Source organism: Pseudomonas sp. NC02 (assembly GCF_002874965.1).
Lineage (GTDB): Bacteria > Pseudomonadota > Gammaproteobacteria > Pseudomonadales > Pseudomonadaceae > Aquipseudomonas.
In genome coordinates, this window is sequence record NZ_CP025624.1 from 2,910,894 (window position 1) to 2,929,040 (window position 18,147).

The window sequence follows — 18,147 nt, forward strand, 5'->3', positions numbered from 1 at the left end:
TAACAATAAAACGGTGACCACAATGAAAGCGCGACTGAGCGTCATGATGTTCCTGCAATTCTTCATCTGGGGCGGCTGGTTCGTCACCCTCGGCACCTTCCTCGCCAGCAACCTGGGGGCCAGCGGCGGGCAGATCGGCATGGCGTTTTCCACCCAGTCGTGGGGGGCGATCATCGCCCCGTTTATCATCGGCCTGATCGCCGACCGCTACTTCAACGCCGAGCGCATCCTGGCGGTGCTGCACCTGATCGGCGCGGTGCTGCTGTACCAGCTGTACCGCGCGCCGGACTTCGTCGGCTTTTATCCCTACGTGCTGGCATACATGGTCATCTACATGCCGACCCTGGCACTGGTGAACTCGGTGGCCTTCCGGCAAATGAGCGACCCGGCCCAGGAGTTTTCGCGCATCCGTGTGTGGGGCACCTTGGGCTGGATTGTTGCGGGGCTGGTGATCAGCTTTGTGTTCGCCTGGGATTCGCAGCAGTCGATCACCACGGGCGCGTTGCGCAACACCTTCCTGATGTCTGCCATCGCGTCAGTGGTGCTGGGTTTCTACAGCTTCACCTTGCCGCGTACCGCGCCCTTGAAAGCCGAGGCGGGCAGGGGTGATATCAAGCAACTGCTCGGGCTGGATGCGCTGGGGTTGCTCAAGGATCGCAGCTACCTGGTGTTCTTCATCGCCTCGATCCTGATCTGCATTCCCCTGGCGTTCTACTACCAGAACGCCAACCCGTTTCTCGCGGAAATCGGCGTGACCAACCCCACGGCAAAAATGGCCATTGGGCAAGTGTCCGAGGTGCTGTTCATGCTGCTATTGCCGCTGTTCATCCAGCGTTTTGGCATCAAGGTCGCGCTGTTGGTGGGCATGCTGGCGTGGGCGCTGCGCTATGCACTGTTCGCCTACGGCAATAATGGCGAGCTGGCCTTCATGCTGTTTACCGGGATTGCGCTGCATGGCATCTGCTATGACTTCTTCTTTGTCTCGGGGCAGATCTACACCGACGCCAAGGCCCCGGAGCGCTTCAGGAGTTCGGCGCAGGGGCTGATTACCCTGGCTACGTACGGTGTGGGCATGTTGATTGGGTTCTGGGTGGCAGGGCAGGTGACCGACCACTATGTGGCGGCGGGTGGCAGCCATGACTGGCGCAGCATCTGGTTGTTTCCGGCGGGGTTTGCGCTGGTGATCTTTTTTTGTTTTTCGCTGGCGTTCAAGGGGCGGGAGCGGGTGGCGGGCTGACTGAGTACGATGTCAAGGCCAGCCAAAATCAAAGGTGGGAGCTGGCTTGCCTGCGATAGCATCGCCTCGGTGCAACTGATACATCGAGGTGTCTGCATCGCAGGCAAGCCAGCGCCCACACTGATTCTCTTTGCCTGTTTGAGCGTGTTGTTGGCTGGTGTGGAACTCAGGCTTTACCGGGGCTCTTGAACAGATCAAGCATCAGCAACAACGCACCCAGAGTGATCGCGATATCGGCGAGATTGAACACACCCGTATGCAGCGGGCCGACATTCACCACCAGATAATCGACGACATGGCCGTCGCGAAAGACCCGGTCAATCAGGTTCCCGGCGCCGCCCAGGGCAATCAGGAAAAGTGCTGCGGCCTTGCGCAGGGAGTGGTTCCAGTTCGTCCAGGCCCAATAACCCGCCCAGCACACCACCGCGGCCACGCCGACGATAAAGATCAGTTGCTTGACCTGGGTTGGCAGGCTAGCGCCCAAGCTGAGGAACGCACCCGGGTTCAAGCTCAGCTCCAAGGCCATGTTGACCGGGCTTGAACCGAACCGGAACGTTGTGGCTTGAAGCGAAAACAGCGCCAGCAGTTTGATCAACTGGTCCACGGCGATAAACGCAATGCCCATCAGCACCGCAAAGCTTCGTCCTCTCAAGGCGTCCTGCTTCTTCAACGTTTCACTCCTTCATGTTTTTCGCCTGAGCCGGCGGCGCCCCGAAGATATAGCACGGCCTGCACAGCGTCCATCTTTGCACCGGCAGCCTGCCTGGCTCCGGCGTTTCAGGTATCCTCCGCGCCCCGCTCAACAACTATTCCCAAACCATGCCAGAACACAACATGCAGGCCCTGTTGGAGTCGATCCTCGACGAAGTCCGTCCACTGATCGGCCTCGGCAAGGTCGCCGACTACATCCCCGCGCTCGCCGACGTGCCGGCCCAGCAACTGGGCATTGCCGTGTATGGCAATGACGGCTCGTCCTACTGCGCGGGCGATGCCCACACCTTGTTCTCCGTACAGAGCATCTCCAAGGTATTCAGCCTGGTGCAGGCCATCGACCATGGCGGCGAGAGCATCTGGGAACGCCTGGGCCACGAACCGTCGGGGCAGCCGTTCAACTCCATGGTGCAGCTGGAGTTCGAGCGTGGGCGGCCACGTAACCCGTTTATCAACGCCGGTGCGCTGGTGATCTGCGACATCAACCAATCGCGCTTTGCCGTGCCTATTTTGTCCATGCGTGATTTTGTGCGGCGGCTGTCGGGCAACCCGCAGATCCTGGTCAACAGCGTGGTGGCCGAATCCGAAGCCCAGCACGGTGCGCGCAATGCGGCCATGGCGTACCTGATGAAGTCCTTCGGCAACTTCCACAATGACGTGGATGCAGTGCTGCACAGCTACTTCAACTACTGCGCGTTGCAGATGAGCTGCCTGGACCTGGCCAAGGCATTTTGCTTCCTGGCGAATGAGGGGGTGTGCACCCACAGCGGCGAGCAGATTCTGACGGCGCGCCAGACCAAGCAAGTGAACTCGATCATGGCCACCAGCGGGCTGTATGACGAGGCGGGGAATTTTGCGTATCGCGTTGGCTTGCCGGGCAAGAGCGGGGTAGGCGGCGGGATTCTCGCGGTGGTGCCGGGGCAGTTTACGGTGTGCGTGTGGTCGCCGGAGTTGAATGCGGCGGGCAACTCCCTGGCGGGGATGAAGGCGTTGGAGTTGTTGAGCGAGCGTATCGGATGGTCGGTTTTTTGAAGAGACTTGATCGCTCCCACGCTCTGCGTGGGAGCGCTGCCCTGGACGCTTTGCGTCTGCCTTTGTGACGCGGAGCGTCACGGTCTGCATTCCCACGCGGAGCGTGGGAACGAGCTCAGCGCGGGCTGGTTTGCGCGCATCGATCCAGCGCTTTGTCGACCAGCATCTGCACACCTTCCAGCATCCGGCAAATGCCCAGCGCCACGTTGCGCTGGGTACCATCGACTTCGAAGGCCAGGTGAGCGGCGATGACATTGATCGACGCCAGGTCTTGCGAGGCATTGGCCAGCAAGGTTTCCGTGTCCAGGTCCGTACGCACGGTAAATAATCCATCGAACGGTAGCTCGGTGGGTTCAGGCGGTTGGGGTTGGGCGTCAGGTTTCAGATAGTGGTGAATGGCGCGGTAAGCGGCTTCTTGAAGCCGGTCGGTATGCGGTGGGGGATTTGGGCTGTCTTTAATCATGGTGAAGCTCCTTTGTGAATGGAGCTGCCACGATTCGCGGTCAAACGATTAGGGTGGCAGCTATACGCGGGTTGACCGACCGGCCCAAAGAACAAAACCGGCATACCCGAAGGTATCCCGCGTACAGCTGCCGCGACACAATACATCAGGCGTAAAAAAAACGCCCAAGATCGGTTTTGGCGCAGTTGTTCTATGGTTGCGGACGGTCAAATCCGGTCGCTGAATTGGCAGCGACTGCGGGAGGTTAGTCAGCCCGGGTCCGACCGACAACCTGAAACAGTTGTCGGAAAAATCCGAGCATGTCTCCCTCAGTCAGAGACGGTCCATGTCGCACAATCGTGTGGTCCTGGCCACCGCCAAGTCGGTGCTCCGGCTATTGATCGCTCCCACGCTCTGCGTGGGAGCGCTGCCCTGGACGCTCTGCGTCTGCCTTTGTGACGCGGAGCGTCACCGTAGGCATTCCCACGCGGAGCGTGGGAACGAGCTTAAAATCCGAGTGCGTCTCCCTGTCGAGGAGAGTGCTGCTACCATCGACGCAATCCCTCATCAGTCAGAGACAATCCATGTTGCCTAATCGCGTGGTCCAGGCCGCCGCCAAGTCGGTGCTGCAGCAGCTCGTTACGCGGATCACGCCACAGTCCACCGAAGCCTCCATCGCCGAAATGGCGACGCAGATGCTCGCGGATTCCGGCTATCCGCAGACCTGGTATTACGACTGCCCGGCCTTCGTATTGCTGGGTTCGCGCAGTGCGCTTTCGGTGTCGGGACGCGACTATCGGCCCAGTGATGAAGCCGTTGGTTTACACAATCTGATCACGGTGGATTTGAGCCCGAGAACAGGCAATGTGTGGGGCGACTGTGCCCGCTCTTTCTATGTGGAGGAGGGCGTGTGCCGGGCGGTGCCGGTGGGGGCCGAGTTCAGCAGGGGTTATGAAGTCGAGCACCTGCTACACGCGATGATGCGCACATTCGCCCGGCCTGAAACCACGTTCAACGATCTCCACGCGTTCGCCAATGACCTGATCGCATCCGAGGGTTTCGAGAACCTCGATTTCGCCGGCAACGTCGGCCACAGCATCTGCGAGCAGCGTGACCAAAGGCTCTACATCGAGGCGGGCAATCATCGGCGCCTGGAGGAGGTGACGTGCTTTACCTTCGAGCCGCATGCTCGCGAGCGAGGCGGTCGCTGGGGCTACAAGCATGAAAATATCTATTTCTTCAGTGATGAGGGAAAGGTCTGCGAGCTTTGACGAAGGCGCCGGTCTCCTGAGGACACGCGGCGCCTTCGGTTTTTTCGCGAGCAAGCTCGCTCCTACAGGGAGAGGCGATCCAGCAGGCTGTACCACGCCACGCCCGCGCCGATGTAGAAGCGTTGCAAGCCATGCAGTGGCAACCGCTGCAAAGGCGTTACCGGGTAAGCGAAGTCGGAGCGGCTGTCACACAGGCGCCCGGCCAATTGATGGCCGAGGCTGGTGCACAAGGCAATCCCGCGTCCGTTACAGCCCAATGCCAGGGTCAGGCCGGGTGCGGGCTCGTGGACGTGGGGCATAAAGTCCCGGGTGATCGCGATCCGGCCCGCCCAGCGGTACTCGAAGTCCAGCTTGCCCAACTGGGGAAACAACAGTGCCAGCGAGCGCTCCAGGTGCGCAAAATCTGCGGGCCCGGTGGGATCTTCGAACAACCCGCGCCCGCCCATCAGCAGGCGGCCATGGGCATCCTTGCGAAAGTAAAGCAACAGGCGCTGTGCGGTTGAGACGGTTTCCTGCCCCGGCAAAATGCTCTCGGCCCCAGGCCCGCTCAAGGGCCGGGTGGCGACGATAAAACTGTTGGCCGCGAGCACACTCTGGGCCATGCCGGGCCACAAGTCGCCGCTGTAGCCGTTGGTGGCCAGTACCACTTGGCCGGCCGACACCTGCGCGCCGCTCGCGGTCTGCAACTTCCAGCCCGCGCCCGCCTGTTGCATCGCGGTCACTGCGCTCTGCCCATGAATGCGCACGCCCGCCGCCTGGGCTGCACGCACCAGGCCCCGAGCATAGGCCAAGGGTTGGATGGCGCCCGCGCGACCGTCCAGCCAGCCACCGGCAAACGCCTGGCTGCCCATGCGGGCGGACACCGCGCCGGCATCCAGGCGCTGCACCGGCACCCCGCGACGTGCCCACTGTTCGGCCCGGGCGTGCAGGCCCGCCACGCCTTTTTCGGAATAGGAAACCTGCATCCAGCCCTTGCGTGTGGGCGCACAGTCGATGCCATGGCGCTCGATCAGGTTGAACACCAGGTCGGCAGAGTTGGACACGGTGTTGATCAGTGGCTCGGCGCGCTCGGCACCGTACATCTGCACCAGTTGATCCGGGTCGTATTTGAGTGTCGGGTTGACCTGCCCGCCATTGCGCCCGGACGCGCCCCAGCCGGGCTCGTTGGCCTCCAGCACGCACACGCTGACGCCGCGTTCCGCGAGGTGCAGCGCCGTGGACAAGCCGGTATACCCGGCGCCGACGATGGCCACGTCCACCTTCAATGACTCAGCCAACGCGGGTGTTTGCGGTGCAGCGGGCGCCGTCGCGGCCCAGAGTGACTTCATGACAAGCTCCGGGTATTGGCCGTCGGGTGCAGCACGCGGCGCAGGAAGTCCTGGGTGCGCGGTTGTTGCGGGTTGCCCAGCACCTGCTCGGCCGGCCCGCTCTCCACGATGTAGCCGCCGTGCAGGAAGCACACGCGGTCGGCCACTTCCCGGGCAAAGCCCATTTCGTGGGTCACCACGATCATGGTCATGCCTTCGTCGGCGAGGGTGCGCATGACCTCCAGCACATCGCCCACCAGTTCCGGGTCGAGGGCCGAAGTGGGTTCGTCGAACAACATCGCATCGGGTTTCATCGCCAGTGCGCGGGCGATGGCAACCCGCTGTTGCTGGCCGCCGGAGAGTTGTTCCGGGTAGGCATCGGCCTTGGCCGACAGGCCGACTTTATCCAGCAGCGCCAAGGCTTCTTCCCGGGCCTGTTGCAGCGGTTCGCCCTTGACGTACACCGGGCCTTCCATCACGTTTTCCAGCACGGTGCGATGGGGGAACAGGTTGAAGCGCTGGAACACCATGCCCATGCGGCTGCGCAGGGCGTGTACGGTCTTGCTGCCACGTTGCACGGTTTCGCCGAACACGTTGATGGTGCCGCCGTCGTAGGCTTCCAGGGCGTTGATGCAGCGCAGCAAGGTGGATTTGCCCGAGCCGGACGGGCCGATCAGGCACACCACTTCGCCCTTGGCCACGTCCAGGTCGACGCCGTGCAGCACGCGATGGGTGCCGTAGTGCTTTTGCAGTTGGCGAATCTCGATCATGCTTTTTTCCTCCGGCCCAGGTGCTGTTCCATGCGGCGCAGGCCATACACCAGCGGCAGGCTCATCAGCAGGTAGAGCAGGGCGACCAGGGTGTAGACGGTCATGTTCTGGAAGGTGGACGAGGCGATCAGTTGGCCCTGGCGCGTCATCTCGGCCACGGTGATGGTCGACACCAGCGATGAGTCCTTGAGCATCATCACCAGGGTGTTGCCGTAGGGCGGCAAGGCGATGCGAAACGCCTGGGGCAGGATTACCCGGCGCATCATCAGCACCGAGCGCATGCCCAGGGCTTCGGCGGCTTCACGCTGGCCCTGTTCGACGGCGATGATGCCGGTACGGAAGTTCTCCGCCTGGTACGCCGAGTAGGCGATGCCCATGCCGATCACACCCGCCTGGAATGCACTGAGGTGCACGCCCATGTCCGGCAACACGAAGTAGATGTAGAACAGCTGCACGATGATCGGCAGGCCGCGAATCACATTGATCACGGTGCTCGCCGCCCACGACAGCGCCTTGATCGGCGACAGTTTGAGCAGCGCCAGCACCAGGCCGATCGCGCTGCTGAGCAGGAACGACAGCACGGTGATCTGGATCGTCACCCAGGCGCCTTGCAGCAGGATCGGCAGGAAGTCCTGGGCGTTTTGCAGGAATTCAGCCGGGTTCATGGCTGCACCTGGGCATCAAGCCCCCACTTCTTCAGGATCGCGTCCAGGGTGCCGTCGGCCTTGATGCTGGCGATGGCCTGGTTCAGGCGTGCGAGGGTTTCGCTGTCGCCTTTGCGCACCACCAGGCACACCTCGCCGACGTTCACCGGCTTGTAGTCGGCGGCGAGCTTCACGCCCTTGAACAGCTTCTGGCGGATCTGGTACGCCACCACCGGCTGGTCACCCACGGCGGCCTTGATGCGGCCCAGGCTCAGGTCGCGGACCATTTCGCCGATGGAGTCGTAGGTGCGGATTTCCTTGAAGATTCCCAGCTTGTTGAGCATGTCGTAGAAGATCGTGCCGGCTTGTACACCCACTACCTGGCCCTTCAAGGAGCTGAGGTCGGTATAGGTCGCGTTGTCGTCGGCACTCACGATCAGGCCTTCACCGTAGGCGTACACCGGCGCGCTGAAGTCCACCACCTGGGCACGCTCCGGGGTCTTGAGCATGCCGGCGGCGATGAAGTCGAGCTTGCCCGAGGTGAGGGACGGGATCAGCGCGGCAAAGTTGGTCTGCTCGATCTCGCTGGTGAAGCCACCGGCCTTGCCTACGGCATTGGCGACGTCGACCATCACGCCCTGGATGCTGTTGCTCTTGATGTCGAGGAAGGTGAACGGCGAACCGCTGGCCGTTGCACCGACTTTGTACGAGGCTGCACCGGCGGCGTGCACGGTGGCCACGCAAAAGGTGGCGCAAAGACCGAAGGCGAGGCGGCGAAACAAGGGCGAAAGACTGTTCATCGGGTTACTCCAGAAGGAAAACGGATCGTCAGTACCGCGAGCGGTTACCGAGCAAACCGCAAGCTCTGTGCCATTTCGATTAAATAAAATCGTTTTAAGCTATAGAAAATAGATAAAATGAACCGTTCGTATCGGTATGCGATTTTTAGTGGTCGAATTTCGCGATTTCGTGTAGAAATATTGCCACGCTTGATCGACCTGACCGCGAGTTCGCCATGTCCGAAGAACGCAACAGCTTGCACAACCAATCCCTGGAAAAAGGCCTGTCGGTGCTCAAGGCATTCAGCGCCCAGCGCCGCAGCATGAGCCTTGCAGAGGTGGCCGAGGCCGCCGGCATGACCAAAAGCTCGGCCCAGCGCATGGTGTTTACCCTCGAGAGCCTGGGTTACCTTCGGAAACACTCGCGCACCCGTCATTACCAACTCACACCACGGGTGCTGGAGTTGGGCTTCAGTTATCTGGATGCGCATTCGCTGATTGAAGTGGCCAACCCGTTCCTCTCGGAATTGACCCGCCTGACGGGAGAAACCTCGTGCCTGACCGAGCCTGCGGGTTACGACATGACGTATATCGCGCGGTTTGTCAGCTCGGGCTTCGTGCCGGTACACATGCCGATTGGCTCGCGGGTGCCGATGTATTGCACGGCGTCGGGGCGCGCGTATCTGAGTGCGTTGCCGCAGGATGAGGCGCTGGCATTGATCGAGCACAGCCAGCGGGTGGCGCACACCAGCCAGACGTTGACTGAGGTCGACAGGATCATGGAGTCGTTGCAGCAGGTGCGCGAGCAGGGCTATGCGGTGAATGGCCAGGAACTGTTCCTGGGGGACATGACCATCGGCGCGCCGGTGCTGGGGGCGAACGGCCGGCCGGTGGCGGCGGTGCATGTGGTGGCGCCGACCAGTCGCTGGAGCCGGGCGGATGCAGAGAAGCAGTTGGCGCCGGCGTTGTTGCAGTGCTCAAGGGCGTTGAGCAATTCGGCCCGTAACCTGGAGTAACCCGCTCTCAAGAACACAGCAAATCCAAAATGTGGGAGCGGGCTTGCTCGCGAATGCGGTGTATCAGTCGCCAGATGCAGTGACTGGCACACCGCATTCGCGAGCAAGCCCGCTCCCACATTTTGATCTTCATTGTTCTTTGATATTTATGTGAGCCCCAACAAAAAATGCGCCCCTGAGGGCGCATTTTTTTGTTCGGTCAACTATCGCCTGTCAGGCAATCGCATCCCAGGCACGGTCACCGTTCTCGTCTTTGATCCGAGTCGGCAAGCCCATCACGTCCAGCGCCTTCAGGAACGGCTCAGCCGGCAGTTCCTCGACGTTGGCCATGTGCTTCACGTCCCACTCGCCACGGGCAACCAGCAGCGCTGCGGCTACCGGCGGTACGCCGGCGGTGTAGGAAATGCCCTGGCTGTCGGTCTCGGCGAAGGCTTCTTCGTGGCAGGCCACGTTGTAGATGAACAGCTCGCGTGGCTGGCCATCCTTGGTGCCCTTGACCAGGTCGCCGATGCAGGTTTTGCCGGTGTAGCCAGGCGCCAGCGACGACGGGTCGGGCAGCACGGCCTTGACCAGTTTCAGCGGCACGACTTCCAGGCCTTCGGCGGTGGTGACCGGTTTTTCGGAGAGCAGGCCGAGGTTTTTCAGCACGGTGAACACGTTGATGTAGTGTTCGCCGAAGCTCATCCAGAAACGCACATTGGGCACGTCGAGGTTTTTCGACAGCGAGTGCACTTCATCGTGGCCGGTCAGGTACAGGTTCTGCGAACCGACCACAGGCAGGTCGTCGGTGCGTTTGACTTCGAACATGGTGTTGCTGGTCCACTGGCTGTTCTGCCAGCTCCACACCTGTCCGGTGAATTCGCGGAAGTTGATTTCCGGGTCGAAATTGGTGGCGAAATATTTGCCATGAGAGCCGGCATTGACGTCGAGAATGTCGATCGAATCAATGCGGTCGAAATGCTTTTGTTGCGCCAGCGCTGCATAAGCGTTGACCACACCCGGGTCGAAGCCCACGCCAAGGATGGCCGTGATGTTCTTCTGTTTGCACTCTTCCAGGTGGTTCCATTCGTAGTTGCCGTACCACGGCGGGGTCTCGCAGACCTTGCCCGGCTCTTCGTGGATGGCGGTGTCGAGGTACGCCACGCCGGTGTCGATGCAGGCACGCAATACCGACATGTTGAGGAACGCGGAACCGACGTTGATGACGATCTGCGATTCAGTCTCGCGGATCAGTGCCTTGGTCGCTTCCACGTCCAAAGCGTTCAGCGCGAAGGCCTGGATGTCGGCGGGTACCTTGAGGCTACCCTTGGCCTTGACGCTGTCGATGATGGCCTGGCATTTGGAGATGTTGCGCGACGCGATAGCAATACGACCTAGTTCGTCGTTGTGCTGCGCGCACTTGTGGGCCACCACCTTGGCGACACCTCCTGCACCAATGATAAGAACGTTCTTTTTCAATTGCTTTATCTCTCCTTTATCTGTCCGCTTTACGAAAGGCTGGACAGGTAGTCGTCGTAACCAAATTCACGAACCACTTCGACTGTACCGTCGAGTTGTTTCACTACGATGGACGGCATTTTCAGGCCGTTGAACCAGTTTTTCTTGACCATGGTGTAGCCTGCCGTGTCGATGAACGACAGTCGATCGCCGATGGCCAGCGGCTGATCAAATTGGTACTCACCGAAGATGTCCCCGGCCAGGCACGACTTGCCGCACACCATGTAGGTGTGTTCGCCATTGCTTGGCGCCAGCTTGGCGTTGAGGCGATAGATCAGCAGGTCCAGCAGGTGGGCTTCGATGGAGCTGTCTACCACGGCGAGGTTCTTGCCGTTGTAGAGGGTGTCGAGCACGGTCACTTCCAGGGAGGCGCTGTTGGTGATCGCCGCTTCGCCGGGTTCCAGGTACACCTGCACGTCGTACTTCTGCGAGAACGCCTTGAGGCGCTGGCAGAAGGCGTCGATGGCATAGCCTTCACCGGTGAAGTGGATGCCGCCGCCGAGGCTGACCCAGTTGACCTTGTGCAGCAGCGCGCCGAAGCGTTCTTCGATGGTGTTGAGCATCTGGTCGAACAGGTTGAAATCACCGTTCTCGCAGTTGTTGTGGAACATGAAGCCGGAGATTTGCTCGATCACACCTTCGATCTTCACCGGGTCCCACTCGCCCAGACGGCTGAACGGGCGCGCCGGGTCGGCCAGCAGGTAGTCGGAGCTGCTCACTTGCGGGTTGACGCGCAGGCCACGGGTCTTGCCTTCGCTGCGCTCGGCAAAGCGCTGCAGTTGGCTGATGGAGTTGAAGATGATCTTGTCGCAGTTGTCGAGCATCTCTTCGATTTCATCGTCGGCCCAGGCCACGCTGTAGGCGTGGGCTTCACCTTCGAACTTCTGGCGACCCAGCTTGAGCTCGTACAGCGACGACGAGGTGGTGCCGTCCATGTATTCCTGCATCAGGTCGAACACAGACCAGGTGGCGAAGCATTTGAGGGCCAGAAGAGCCTTGGCGCCGGACTGTTCGCGCACGTAGGCGATCTTCTGCATGTTGACCAGAAGCTTCTGTTTGTCGATGAGGTAGTACGGCGTTTTGATCATTTTCAGAGCCTGCGGCGGTGCCTGCCAAAAAAGGACACGCATTGTGCCCGCACTTGGGACAGATCGAAAGGTTAGTCAGCGGAATTTGCTGGCCCGGTTATAAGCTGGCCTGTGAATATGACAGCCCGTAGGTATGATGAGCCGCTTTGATAACGGACCACGGCTTGGGCGACGAGAGGTGAGAATGGACGCATGGACGCTGCATTGGCTGGAAGCTTCGGGGAGCCTGGCGCAGTTTCGCCCGGAGTTGATCCGAGAGTTTGAGGTCGCCTACGAGGCAATCGCGCAACTGCTGCCGCCGCCGCGGCTGGACATCCTGATCCAGCGGTTGCCGGGGGAGACCCTTCCGGAACTCGGCCTGGTGGGCCGTGCTTATCGCAGCACGATGTTCAGCATGACCCTTGATCCCGATAACCCGAATTTCCTCACCAGCCTGCGAAGCGGTGCATTGCGTCGACACGTGGTGCATGAGGTGCACCATTGCCTGCGCATGGCGGGCCCCGGTTATGGCTGGACGCTGGGGGAGGCGATGGTCAGTGAGGGCCTGGCCGGGCAGTTTGTGCGGCAGGTGCTGGGCAGTGAGCCGGAGTTGTGGGAGCGGGCGCTTGCCCCCCAGGAACTGCTGAGTGCCCCGGTAGACCGCCAGCTTCTAGACGCCACGTATTACGATCACAGTGAATGGTTCTTTGGTACCGGCGCGCGGCCAAGATGGCTGGGATACACGCTGGGCTACCAGATGGTGGAGGCCTGGCTGGCAAAACAGGGCGAGGTGGACGCCGCCACATGGGTCAATGTACCCGCCCAAGACATACTCGCCAATGCCGCCAAAGCGGGGTTGGTGGCCTGACTTTGAAACACAAGCCCACCAAACAACCCCTATCCCCTGTGGGAGCTGTCGAGCCTCAGCGAGGCTGCGAAGGCGGCGGCACAGCCGATAAAATAAGCTGCCTGACACACCGCTATCGCAGCCTCGCTAAAGCTCGACAGCTCCCACATGACAAAAACGCACCCACACTGACATCAAACCGTCATCTCCCCCCGAACGTATTCAGGCCGGTTGTCGTTGATCACCTGCATGAAGCCTCCTGATCAATTAATGATTTAGCGTGAGTTGCATGTTCGTCCTGTACCGGCTCAAACCCGCAGCGCAGATAAAAGCTTGCGCCCTCGTGGGTGTCGGTAGACAGGCGCACGACATGGAAGGATTGCGCAGCGCGTGCCAAAAGCTGGCCTACCAACGCTTTGCCCACCTGGCGTCCCCTTGATGCCTGTGCGACGTACACCCGGCGCAGCCTGCCAACCTCCGGACCGGCGTAAGGGTCATGGGACAAACCGCCAACGGCGATCAACTGCCCGTTGCTGAATACACCCAAAAGACATTCGCCTGGCTGGTCAAAACGGTTGGCGCCGCTGGACCACTCTGCAACGAGTCGCGTGAGAAACCTGAATCCTTCGGCGACGGCTTCTGCTTCCAATACCAGGATCTCTTCGGGCAACGCCGAGAGGGTGCGTATCGACAAACCGTCCTCTGATTCAGCCACTGCGATTCTCCAGATCCAGCCAAGCGGCCTTGGAGTCAACGCAGGAGTGCTCCTGCTTGCCAGGCAAGAGCGGCGTATCGAGTGTAGCGATTGCTATCGAGACCCAGTCTGGGTAAACACCATTGATATCGGACCAGAACATCGACGAGCCGCAGCGTGAGCAAAACTCACGAAACACACCCTCGGAAGATTCATAAGCCTTGAGCGTTTGCAGCGAAGACTCGATGTGCACCGACGATTTCGGAGCACTCGCGTAGGTCGCGAAGGCGGAGCCATGACTCTTTTGGCATTTTTTGCAGTGGCAATGCGTCACAGCTTTCAGCGGTGTCGATACTCGGTAGCTGACCGCGCCGCACAGGCAGCTACCCTGGTGAAGTCCTTCCATGTTGATTCAATCCCAAGCTCAATGGAGTGACTATACCGCTCTCCCATGAGCCTTGAGCAAGTCCGGTTTTCGATATCACGTATTGGTCTTCAACTTGGTCCACAACCGAGTGGCCAGCCGCGCAATCGCTGGCGGCAGGTCCTCCACGATAAACAGCTTGTCCATCACGCTTTTCGGCGGGTAGATCGCCAGGTCTTGCTTCACCTCAGGGGTCACCAACTCATCCGCCGCGCTGTTGGGGTTGGCGTAGTGGATGCTGTTGCTAATGTTGGCAATCACCTTGGGCTCCAGCAGGTAATTCATATAGGCATAGCCGTTTTTCTCGTGCGGTGCACCCTTGGGCATCACCACCATGTCCAGCCACAATGTCGAGCCTTCGTCCGGGATCGAGTAGGCGATGCTGATACCGTTTTTCGCTTCCCTGGCGCTGGCGGCAGCCTGTACCACGTCGCCGTTAAAGCCGATCACTGCGCAGATATTGCCGTTCGCCAGGTCGCTGATGTACTTGGAGGCATGGAAGTACTGGATGTAGGGGCGGATTTTCAACAGCGCCTGCTCGGCCTTTTTGTAGTCGGCCGGTTCGTGGCTGTGGTGCGGCAGGCCCAGGTAGTTGAGGGTGATCGGCAGGATCTGCGTGGGGTTGTCGATAATCGCCACGCCGCAGGCGCTGAGTTTCTTGATGTTGTTTTCATCAAAGAACAGGCTCCAGGAATGGGTGACGTCGGTGGTGCCGAAGATCGCCTTGATCTTCTCGACGTTGTAGCCAATCCCCGCCGTGCCCCACATATACGGGAAGCCGTACTGGTTGCCCGGGTCGTTGGTCTCCAGCTTTTTCATCAGCAACGGGTCGAGGTTTTTCCAGTTGGGCAGTTGGCTTCGGTCGAGCTTCTGGATCGCCCCGGCCTTGATCAGCCGCGAGAGGAAGTGGTTGGACGGGCTCACCACGTCATAACCGGTATTGCCGGTCATCAGCTTGGATTCCAGCACTTCATTGCTGTCGTGAATGTCGTAGGTCGCGTTGATCCCGGTCGCTTTGGTAAAACTGGTCAAGGTGTCATCGGCGATGTAGCCGTTCCAGTTGGAAATGTTCACTTCTTCGGCGGCGTACACAGCCGCCGGGAGCGCGCTGAGGATGACCGCCAGGGACAGACTGTTGATGTGCATGTGAATCACCTTTATCGAGGTTTCTTGTTCTAGATTTCTGTCCGTGCTCGAACCGTTTCCACGCCCATACGCAGCATGGCACCGATGTCGAACAACGGCCGGGGTGGCAGCCAGCCGGGCTGTGCCCTGTGCATCACAGAGTGCAGGAGCGAGGAAGTCTGGCCCGACGCCCACTCGGCCAGCAGTCGACCCCACAGCGTGCCGCGGGCCACGCCTGAACCGTTGCAGCCCGCGACGGCATACAGGTTGCTTTCGACCCGCGCGAAATACGGTTGACCGCTGCGGGAGGCGCTCAAGTGGCCGGTCCAGGTGTAGTGGATGTCTTGTTCGGTCAGCCACGGGAAGCGTCGCTGCATGCCCTTTACATGGTGTTGGCGCCGGTGCAACAGGTCGCCGTTGGACAAGTCCCGGGTGCGGTACTCCGCTGTGTTGCGGATCATCACCCGATGGTCCGGTGTCAGGCGCACCGTGGCACCCAGTGGCCGCGTGGACAGCACGCCCCACGGTTCCACTGCGCCGATCCGGCGGTATTCCTCATCGCTGAGAGGGCGGGTGAGGCTGGCGCTGAGTTCCATCGGGAACGTCGCACTGGCCTCAAGGCCCACCCGTGGAATAAAGGCGTTGAGGCACACCAGCACCTGGCCGGCTTCAATGCAGGCGTCCAGGCCGTTGGCGCGAATGCCGCCATTGGCCATGCGCTCAAGGCCGGTGATGTCGGTGTTCTCATAAAGCGTCACGTTGTCCGGCAGCGCTTCGAGCAAACCCTTCACATACTTCGCCGGTTGCAGCAAGGCGTTGCCGTGGCCGCACCAGATGGCGGCCTGGTAATGCTCGGTGCCGAGTGTCTGCGCGAGTGCGGCACCTTGCAGGAACTGCGCTGAAGCACCCGCGGCACGCAAGGTCGCCAACTTGGCATCCACATGCGCAAGCTTGTCGCGATCGTGCACGGCGAAGTAGTAGCCGCTGTCCCGAAAGTCGCAGTCGATGGCATGGCGGGCGATGCGCTCGCGCACTTCATCGCTGGCTGCGCGGGAGATCGCGGTGTCCACCTCAAAGTCAGCGAAGCCTGCGTTGCCCATCAGTTCACTTGCAGCGGGATGCTCATGGGCCACCACAAAACCGGAATTACGCGCTGAGGCACCTTGGGCGGCGCGCTGGCGGTCGACGATCACGATGCGCGCCTCGGGGTGCATCTCGGCCAGGTTGTGCGCCGCACACAAACCGGTGATGCCGGCGCCGATCACCAGCCAGTCGGCTTTTTGTAGGCCGGTGAGTCGGTCCCGGGCGGGGAGGCTTTCAGTCTGGGCAATCCAGCCACATGTGTTTTCCATGAAGATCCTCGGCTGTATGCGTTGCTGGCATAAATAAGTTCGGGCTGCAGCTGGAATCTATAGGGCCTGCGGTGATACAACCAACGTTATAAAATCATCCAGCCATTCGGAAAACGCATGGATAACATCCGTCACGTGCCTTCGCTGCAGGGCCTTCAGGCGTTGGTTGAAGTCAGCGACTGCGCGAGCTTCACCGTGGCTGCGCAGAAGCTGTGCCTGACCCAAAGCGCGGTGAGCCGCAAAATCCAGCAACTGGAAAGCCATTTCGGCGTGCCGATGTTCACCCGGACCAGCCGCAGCCTGCGCCTGACCTCCGAAGGTGAGCAGGTGCTGGCCAGTGCCCGGAGCATCCTGGCGCAACTGAAGGGGCTGGAGGATCGGCTCTCGCCTCGTAAACGTCCGTTTCGCATCCGCCTGCATGTGTCGCTGGCGGTGCGCTGGCTGCTGCCCAAGCTCAGCGATTTCTATCGCAACCATCCCGATATTTCCCTGGCAATCGAGACCGTCGCCACCGAGGTGGTCGAGCCGGCGAGTGACAGCGATGCCTACATCCTTTACCTGCCCAAGCCCGACAACGATCCTGCGCGGCTGACCTTGTTCCACGAATCATTGGTGCCGGTCTGCGCGCCGGGTTTGGGGCCACTGGCTTCCGTGGAACAGCTCGAACACTTTGCGCTGCTGCATCGTTCAGCCGACAAGCAGGACTGGATGACCTGGCTGGCGGCCAATGGCGCGCGGTCGCTGGACGACTACCGGCATATCCCGTTCAACCTTGACGAATTGGCGCTGGATGCCGCCGCGCGCGGGCTTGGGGTGGCGATGACGGATCTGACGCTGGCGGCCGAGTCGATCGAACGGGGTGTGTTGGTGGTGCCGTTTGGTCAGCCGCTGGTGACCGGCGGGGTGTATGCATTGTGCTTGCAGTCATCGGCGGCGTCACACCCAGGCTGCGTGCTCATCATGCAGTGGTTTGGTCAGCAGGCGCGGCATGCTAACGTCACGTCTTGACTCTCTATCGCCAGCCCATCCATGAAAATGCCCGATATCGACGCCATCCAGGCGTTCGTCCTGGTCGCCGAACTCAAGAGCTTTACCCGCGCTGCCGATGCCATCGGCGGCACCCAGGCGGCTATCAGCCTGAAGATAAAACGCCTCGAAGAAAGCCTTGGCCGCAAGCTGCTGGAGCGCACGCCGCGACGGGTCACGCTGTCGGCCCATGGCCAGATGTTTTTGGCCAGCGCCCGCCGCTTGCTGGACAACTACCAGGATGCGATGAATTGTTTTGGCCCGCAGAAACGCACGTTGCGCGTGGGCGTCAGCCACCACATTGTCGGCGCCGATCTCAGCCTGTGGCTGCGACGTTTGGCGACCACCGACCCGGACGTGATCGTGGCGTTCAGCCTCGGCACCTCGCGGGATATGTTGATGAACTACGAGCAGGGCAAGCTGGATGTGGCGATGATCCTGCGGCACGACAACCGTCGCCAGGACGGCGAAGTGGTGGGCATCGAACGCTTTGGCTGGATGGCTTCCCACGACTTCGAATTGCGCCAGGGCGGGGCGTTGCCCCTGGCGATCCAGCCGGAACCCTGCGGCATGCGCAGCATGGTGATGGCGGCGCTGGCCGAGCAGAACCGTGCCTGGGAAGAGGCGTTCGTGGGCAGCGGGATCCTGGCGATCGGCGCTGCAGTGGTGGCGGGAATTGGCATCGGTGCGATGGTGGGGCGAATGGCGCCCAGTGGCTGCGTCGACGTGGAGCAGCGTTTCGACCTGCCGCCGCTGCCCAGTCGTGAAGTGGTGCTGTATACGGCGCAGCGGGACTCTCAGGCGCAAGCGTTGATCCGCACGTTGAGCGCCGATATTCCCGCCGATTGAACTAGAAAATCAGACGCCCGGCCCAAGCCATCAGCAGCGCCAGGCTGCCGATGCCGA

At 60.9% G+C, this 18,147-nt stretch carries 19 protein-coding genes; 7 read left to right on the forward strand and 12 right to left on the reverse strand.

Going from position 1 to position 18,147, the window contains the following annotated elements; all coding sequences use genetic code 11:
* Positions 1-22 precede the first annotated feature (22 nt).
* The gene (locus tag C0058_RS13775; RefSeq protein ID WP_102368824.1) at positions 23-1,237 is read left to right on the forward strand and encodes a nucleoside permease; all 1,215 of its coding nucleotides are present in this window, start codon (positions 23-25) and stop codon (positions 1,235-1,237) included.
* Positions 1,238-1,403: 166 nt separating this feature from the next.
* Here the strand turns inward: C0058_RS13775 and lspA are convergent, their stop codons facing one another.
* The gene (gene lspA, locus C0058_RS13780; protein ID WP_256344162.1) at positions 1,404-1,907 is read right to left on the reverse strand and encodes a signal peptidase II; all 504 of its coding nucleotides are present in this window, start codon (positions 1,905-1,907) and stop codon (positions 1,404-1,406) included.
* A gap of 164 nt (positions 1,908-2,071) precedes the next feature.
* Between lspA and glsB the strand changes: the two genes are divergently transcribed.
* Positions 2,072-2,980 carry a glutaminase B gene (gene glsB / locus C0058_RS13785; protein ID WP_003211397.1) on the forward strand — a complete coding sequence of 303 codons (909 nt, stop codon included), beginning with the start codon at positions 2,072-2,074 and terminating at the stop codon, positions 2,978-2,980.
* A gap of 115 nt (positions 2,981-3,095) precedes the next feature.
* Here the strand turns inward: glsB and C0058_RS13790 are convergent, their stop codons facing one another.
* Positions 3,096-3,443, reverse strand: a complete 348-nt coding sequence (locus C0058_RS13790; protein WP_003211399.1) for a DUF6124 family protein — start codon at positions 3,441-3,443, stop codon at positions 3,096-3,098.
* Between the two features lie 563 nt (positions 3,444-4,006).
* Here C0058_RS13790 and C0058_RS13795 point away from each other — a divergent pair.
* Positions 4,007-4,693: a M24 family metallopeptidase gene (locus C0058_RS13795; protein ID WP_102368825.1), complete on the forward strand. Its 687-nt coding sequence runs from the start codon at positions 4,007-4,009 to the stop codon at positions 4,691-4,693.
* Between the two features lie 62 nt (positions 4,694-4,755).
* On the opposite strand, the gene C0058_RS13800 is transcribed toward C0058_RS13795, so the two are convergent.
* The 4 genes from C0058_RS13800 to C0058_RS13815 are packed head-to-tail and all read right to left on the reverse strand — an operon-like array spanning position 4,756 to position 8,214.
* Positions 4,756-6,021 carry an FAD-binding oxidoreductase gene (locus C0058_RS13800; protein ID WP_102368826.1) on the reverse strand — a complete coding sequence of 422 codons (1,266 nt, stop codon included), beginning with the start codon at positions 6,019-6,021 and terminating at the stop codon, positions 4,756-4,758.
* On the reverse strand, positions 6,018-6,770 hold the full coding sequence (locus C0058_RS13805; RefSeq protein ID WP_008435413.1) for an amino acid ABC transporter ATP-binding protein: 753 nt from the start codon (positions 6,768-6,770) through the stop codon (positions 6,018-6,020). The genes C0058_RS13800 and C0058_RS13805 overlap by 4 nt, the downstream gene beginning before the upstream one ends.
* Positions 6,767-7,435: an ectoine/hydroxyectoine ABC transporter permease subunit EhuD gene (ehuD, locus tag C0058_RS13810; protein WP_008435412.1), complete on the reverse strand. Its 669-nt coding sequence runs from the start codon at positions 7,433-7,435 to the stop codon at positions 6,767-6,769. Before ehuD ends, C0058_RS13805 begins: the two co-directional genes overlap by 4 nt.
* Positions 7,432-8,214, reverse strand: coding sequence for an ABC transporter substrate-binding protein (locus tag C0058_RS13815; protein ID WP_102368827.1), 783 nt, complete (start codon positions 8,212-8,214; stop codon positions 7,432-7,434). Before C0058_RS13815 ends, ehuD begins: the two co-directional genes overlap by 4 nt.
* A gap of 215 nt (positions 8,215-8,429) precedes the next feature.
* Between C0058_RS13815 and C0058_RS13820 the strand changes: the two genes are divergently transcribed.
* Entirely contained in the window at positions 8,430-9,209 is a 780-nt protein-coding gene (locus C0058_RS13820) for an IclR family transcriptional regulator (RefSeq protein WP_008435411.1), read from the forward strand.
* Between the two features lie 213 nt (positions 9,210-9,422).
* Here the strand turns inward: C0058_RS13820 and C0058_RS13825 are convergent, their stop codons facing one another.
* Positions 9,423-10,667 carry a saccharopine dehydrogenase family protein gene (locus C0058_RS13825; RefSeq protein WP_003211412.1) on the reverse strand — a complete coding sequence of 415 codons (1,245 nt, stop codon included), beginning with the start codon at positions 10,665-10,667 and terminating at the stop codon, positions 9,423-9,425.
* A gap of 29 nt (positions 10,668-10,696) precedes the next feature.
* A complete protein-coding gene (locus tag C0058_RS13830; RefSeq protein WP_003211413.1) occupies positions 10,697-11,794 on the reverse strand; it encodes a carboxynorspermidine decarboxylase in 1,098 nt (365 codons plus the stop codon).
* 184 nt (positions 11,795-11,978) lie between these two features.
* Between C0058_RS13830 and C0058_RS13835 the strand changes: the two genes are divergently transcribed.
* The gene (locus C0058_RS13835; protein WP_102368828.1) at positions 11,979-12,641 is read left to right on the forward strand and encodes a DUF2268 domain-containing putative Zn-dependent protease; all 663 of its coding nucleotides are present in this window, start codon (positions 11,979-11,981) and stop codon (positions 12,639-12,641) included.
* A gap of 220 nt (positions 12,642-12,861) precedes the next feature.
* Here the strand turns inward: C0058_RS13835 and C0058_RS13840 are convergent, their stop codons facing one another.
* From C0058_RS13840 to C0058_RS13855, 4 genes are all read right to left on the reverse strand, one after another.
* Positions 12,862-13,335, reverse strand: a complete 474-nt coding sequence (locus tag C0058_RS13840) for a GNAT family N-acetyltransferase (RefSeq protein WP_003210233.1) — start codon at positions 13,333-13,335, stop codon at positions 12,862-12,864.
* Positions 13,328-13,720 (reverse strand): GFA family protein, encoded by a 393-nt coding sequence (locus C0058_RS13845; RefSeq protein WP_003210231.1) that lies wholly within the window; start codon positions 13,718-13,720, stop codon positions 13,328-13,330. Before C0058_RS13845 ends, C0058_RS13840 begins: the two co-directional genes overlap by 8 nt.
* Positions 13,721-13,795: 75 nt before the next feature.
* Positions 13,796-14,884: a polyamine ABC transporter substrate-binding protein gene (locus C0058_RS13850; RefSeq protein ID WP_102368829.1), complete on the reverse strand. Its 1,089-nt coding sequence runs from the start codon at positions 14,882-14,884 to the stop codon at positions 13,796-13,798.
* Between the two features lie 29 nt (positions 14,885-14,913).
* Complete coding sequence (locus C0058_RS13855) at positions 14,914-16,215, reverse strand: FAD-binding oxidoreductase (RefSeq protein ID WP_003210227.1); 1,302 nt, start codon at positions 16,213-16,215, stop codon at positions 14,914-14,916.
* A gap of 117 nt (positions 16,216-16,332) precedes the next feature.
* Here C0058_RS13855 and C0058_RS13860 point away from each other — a divergent pair, with 117 nt between their 5' ends.
* Together C0058_RS13860 and C0058_RS13865 are read left to right on the forward strand one after the other, a co-directional pair.
* On the forward strand, positions 16,333-17,223 hold the full coding sequence (locus tag C0058_RS13860) for a LysR substrate-binding domain-containing protein (protein WP_003210225.1): 891 nt from the start codon (positions 16,333-16,335) through the stop codon (positions 17,221-17,223).
* A 21-nt stretch (positions 17,224-17,244) separates the two neighbouring features.
* Positions 17,245-18,090, forward strand: a complete 846-nt coding sequence (locus C0058_RS13865) for a LysR family transcriptional regulator (protein ID WP_003210222.1) — start codon at positions 17,245-17,247, stop codon at positions 18,088-18,090.
* Positions 18,091-18,147: the final 57 nt, after the last annotated feature.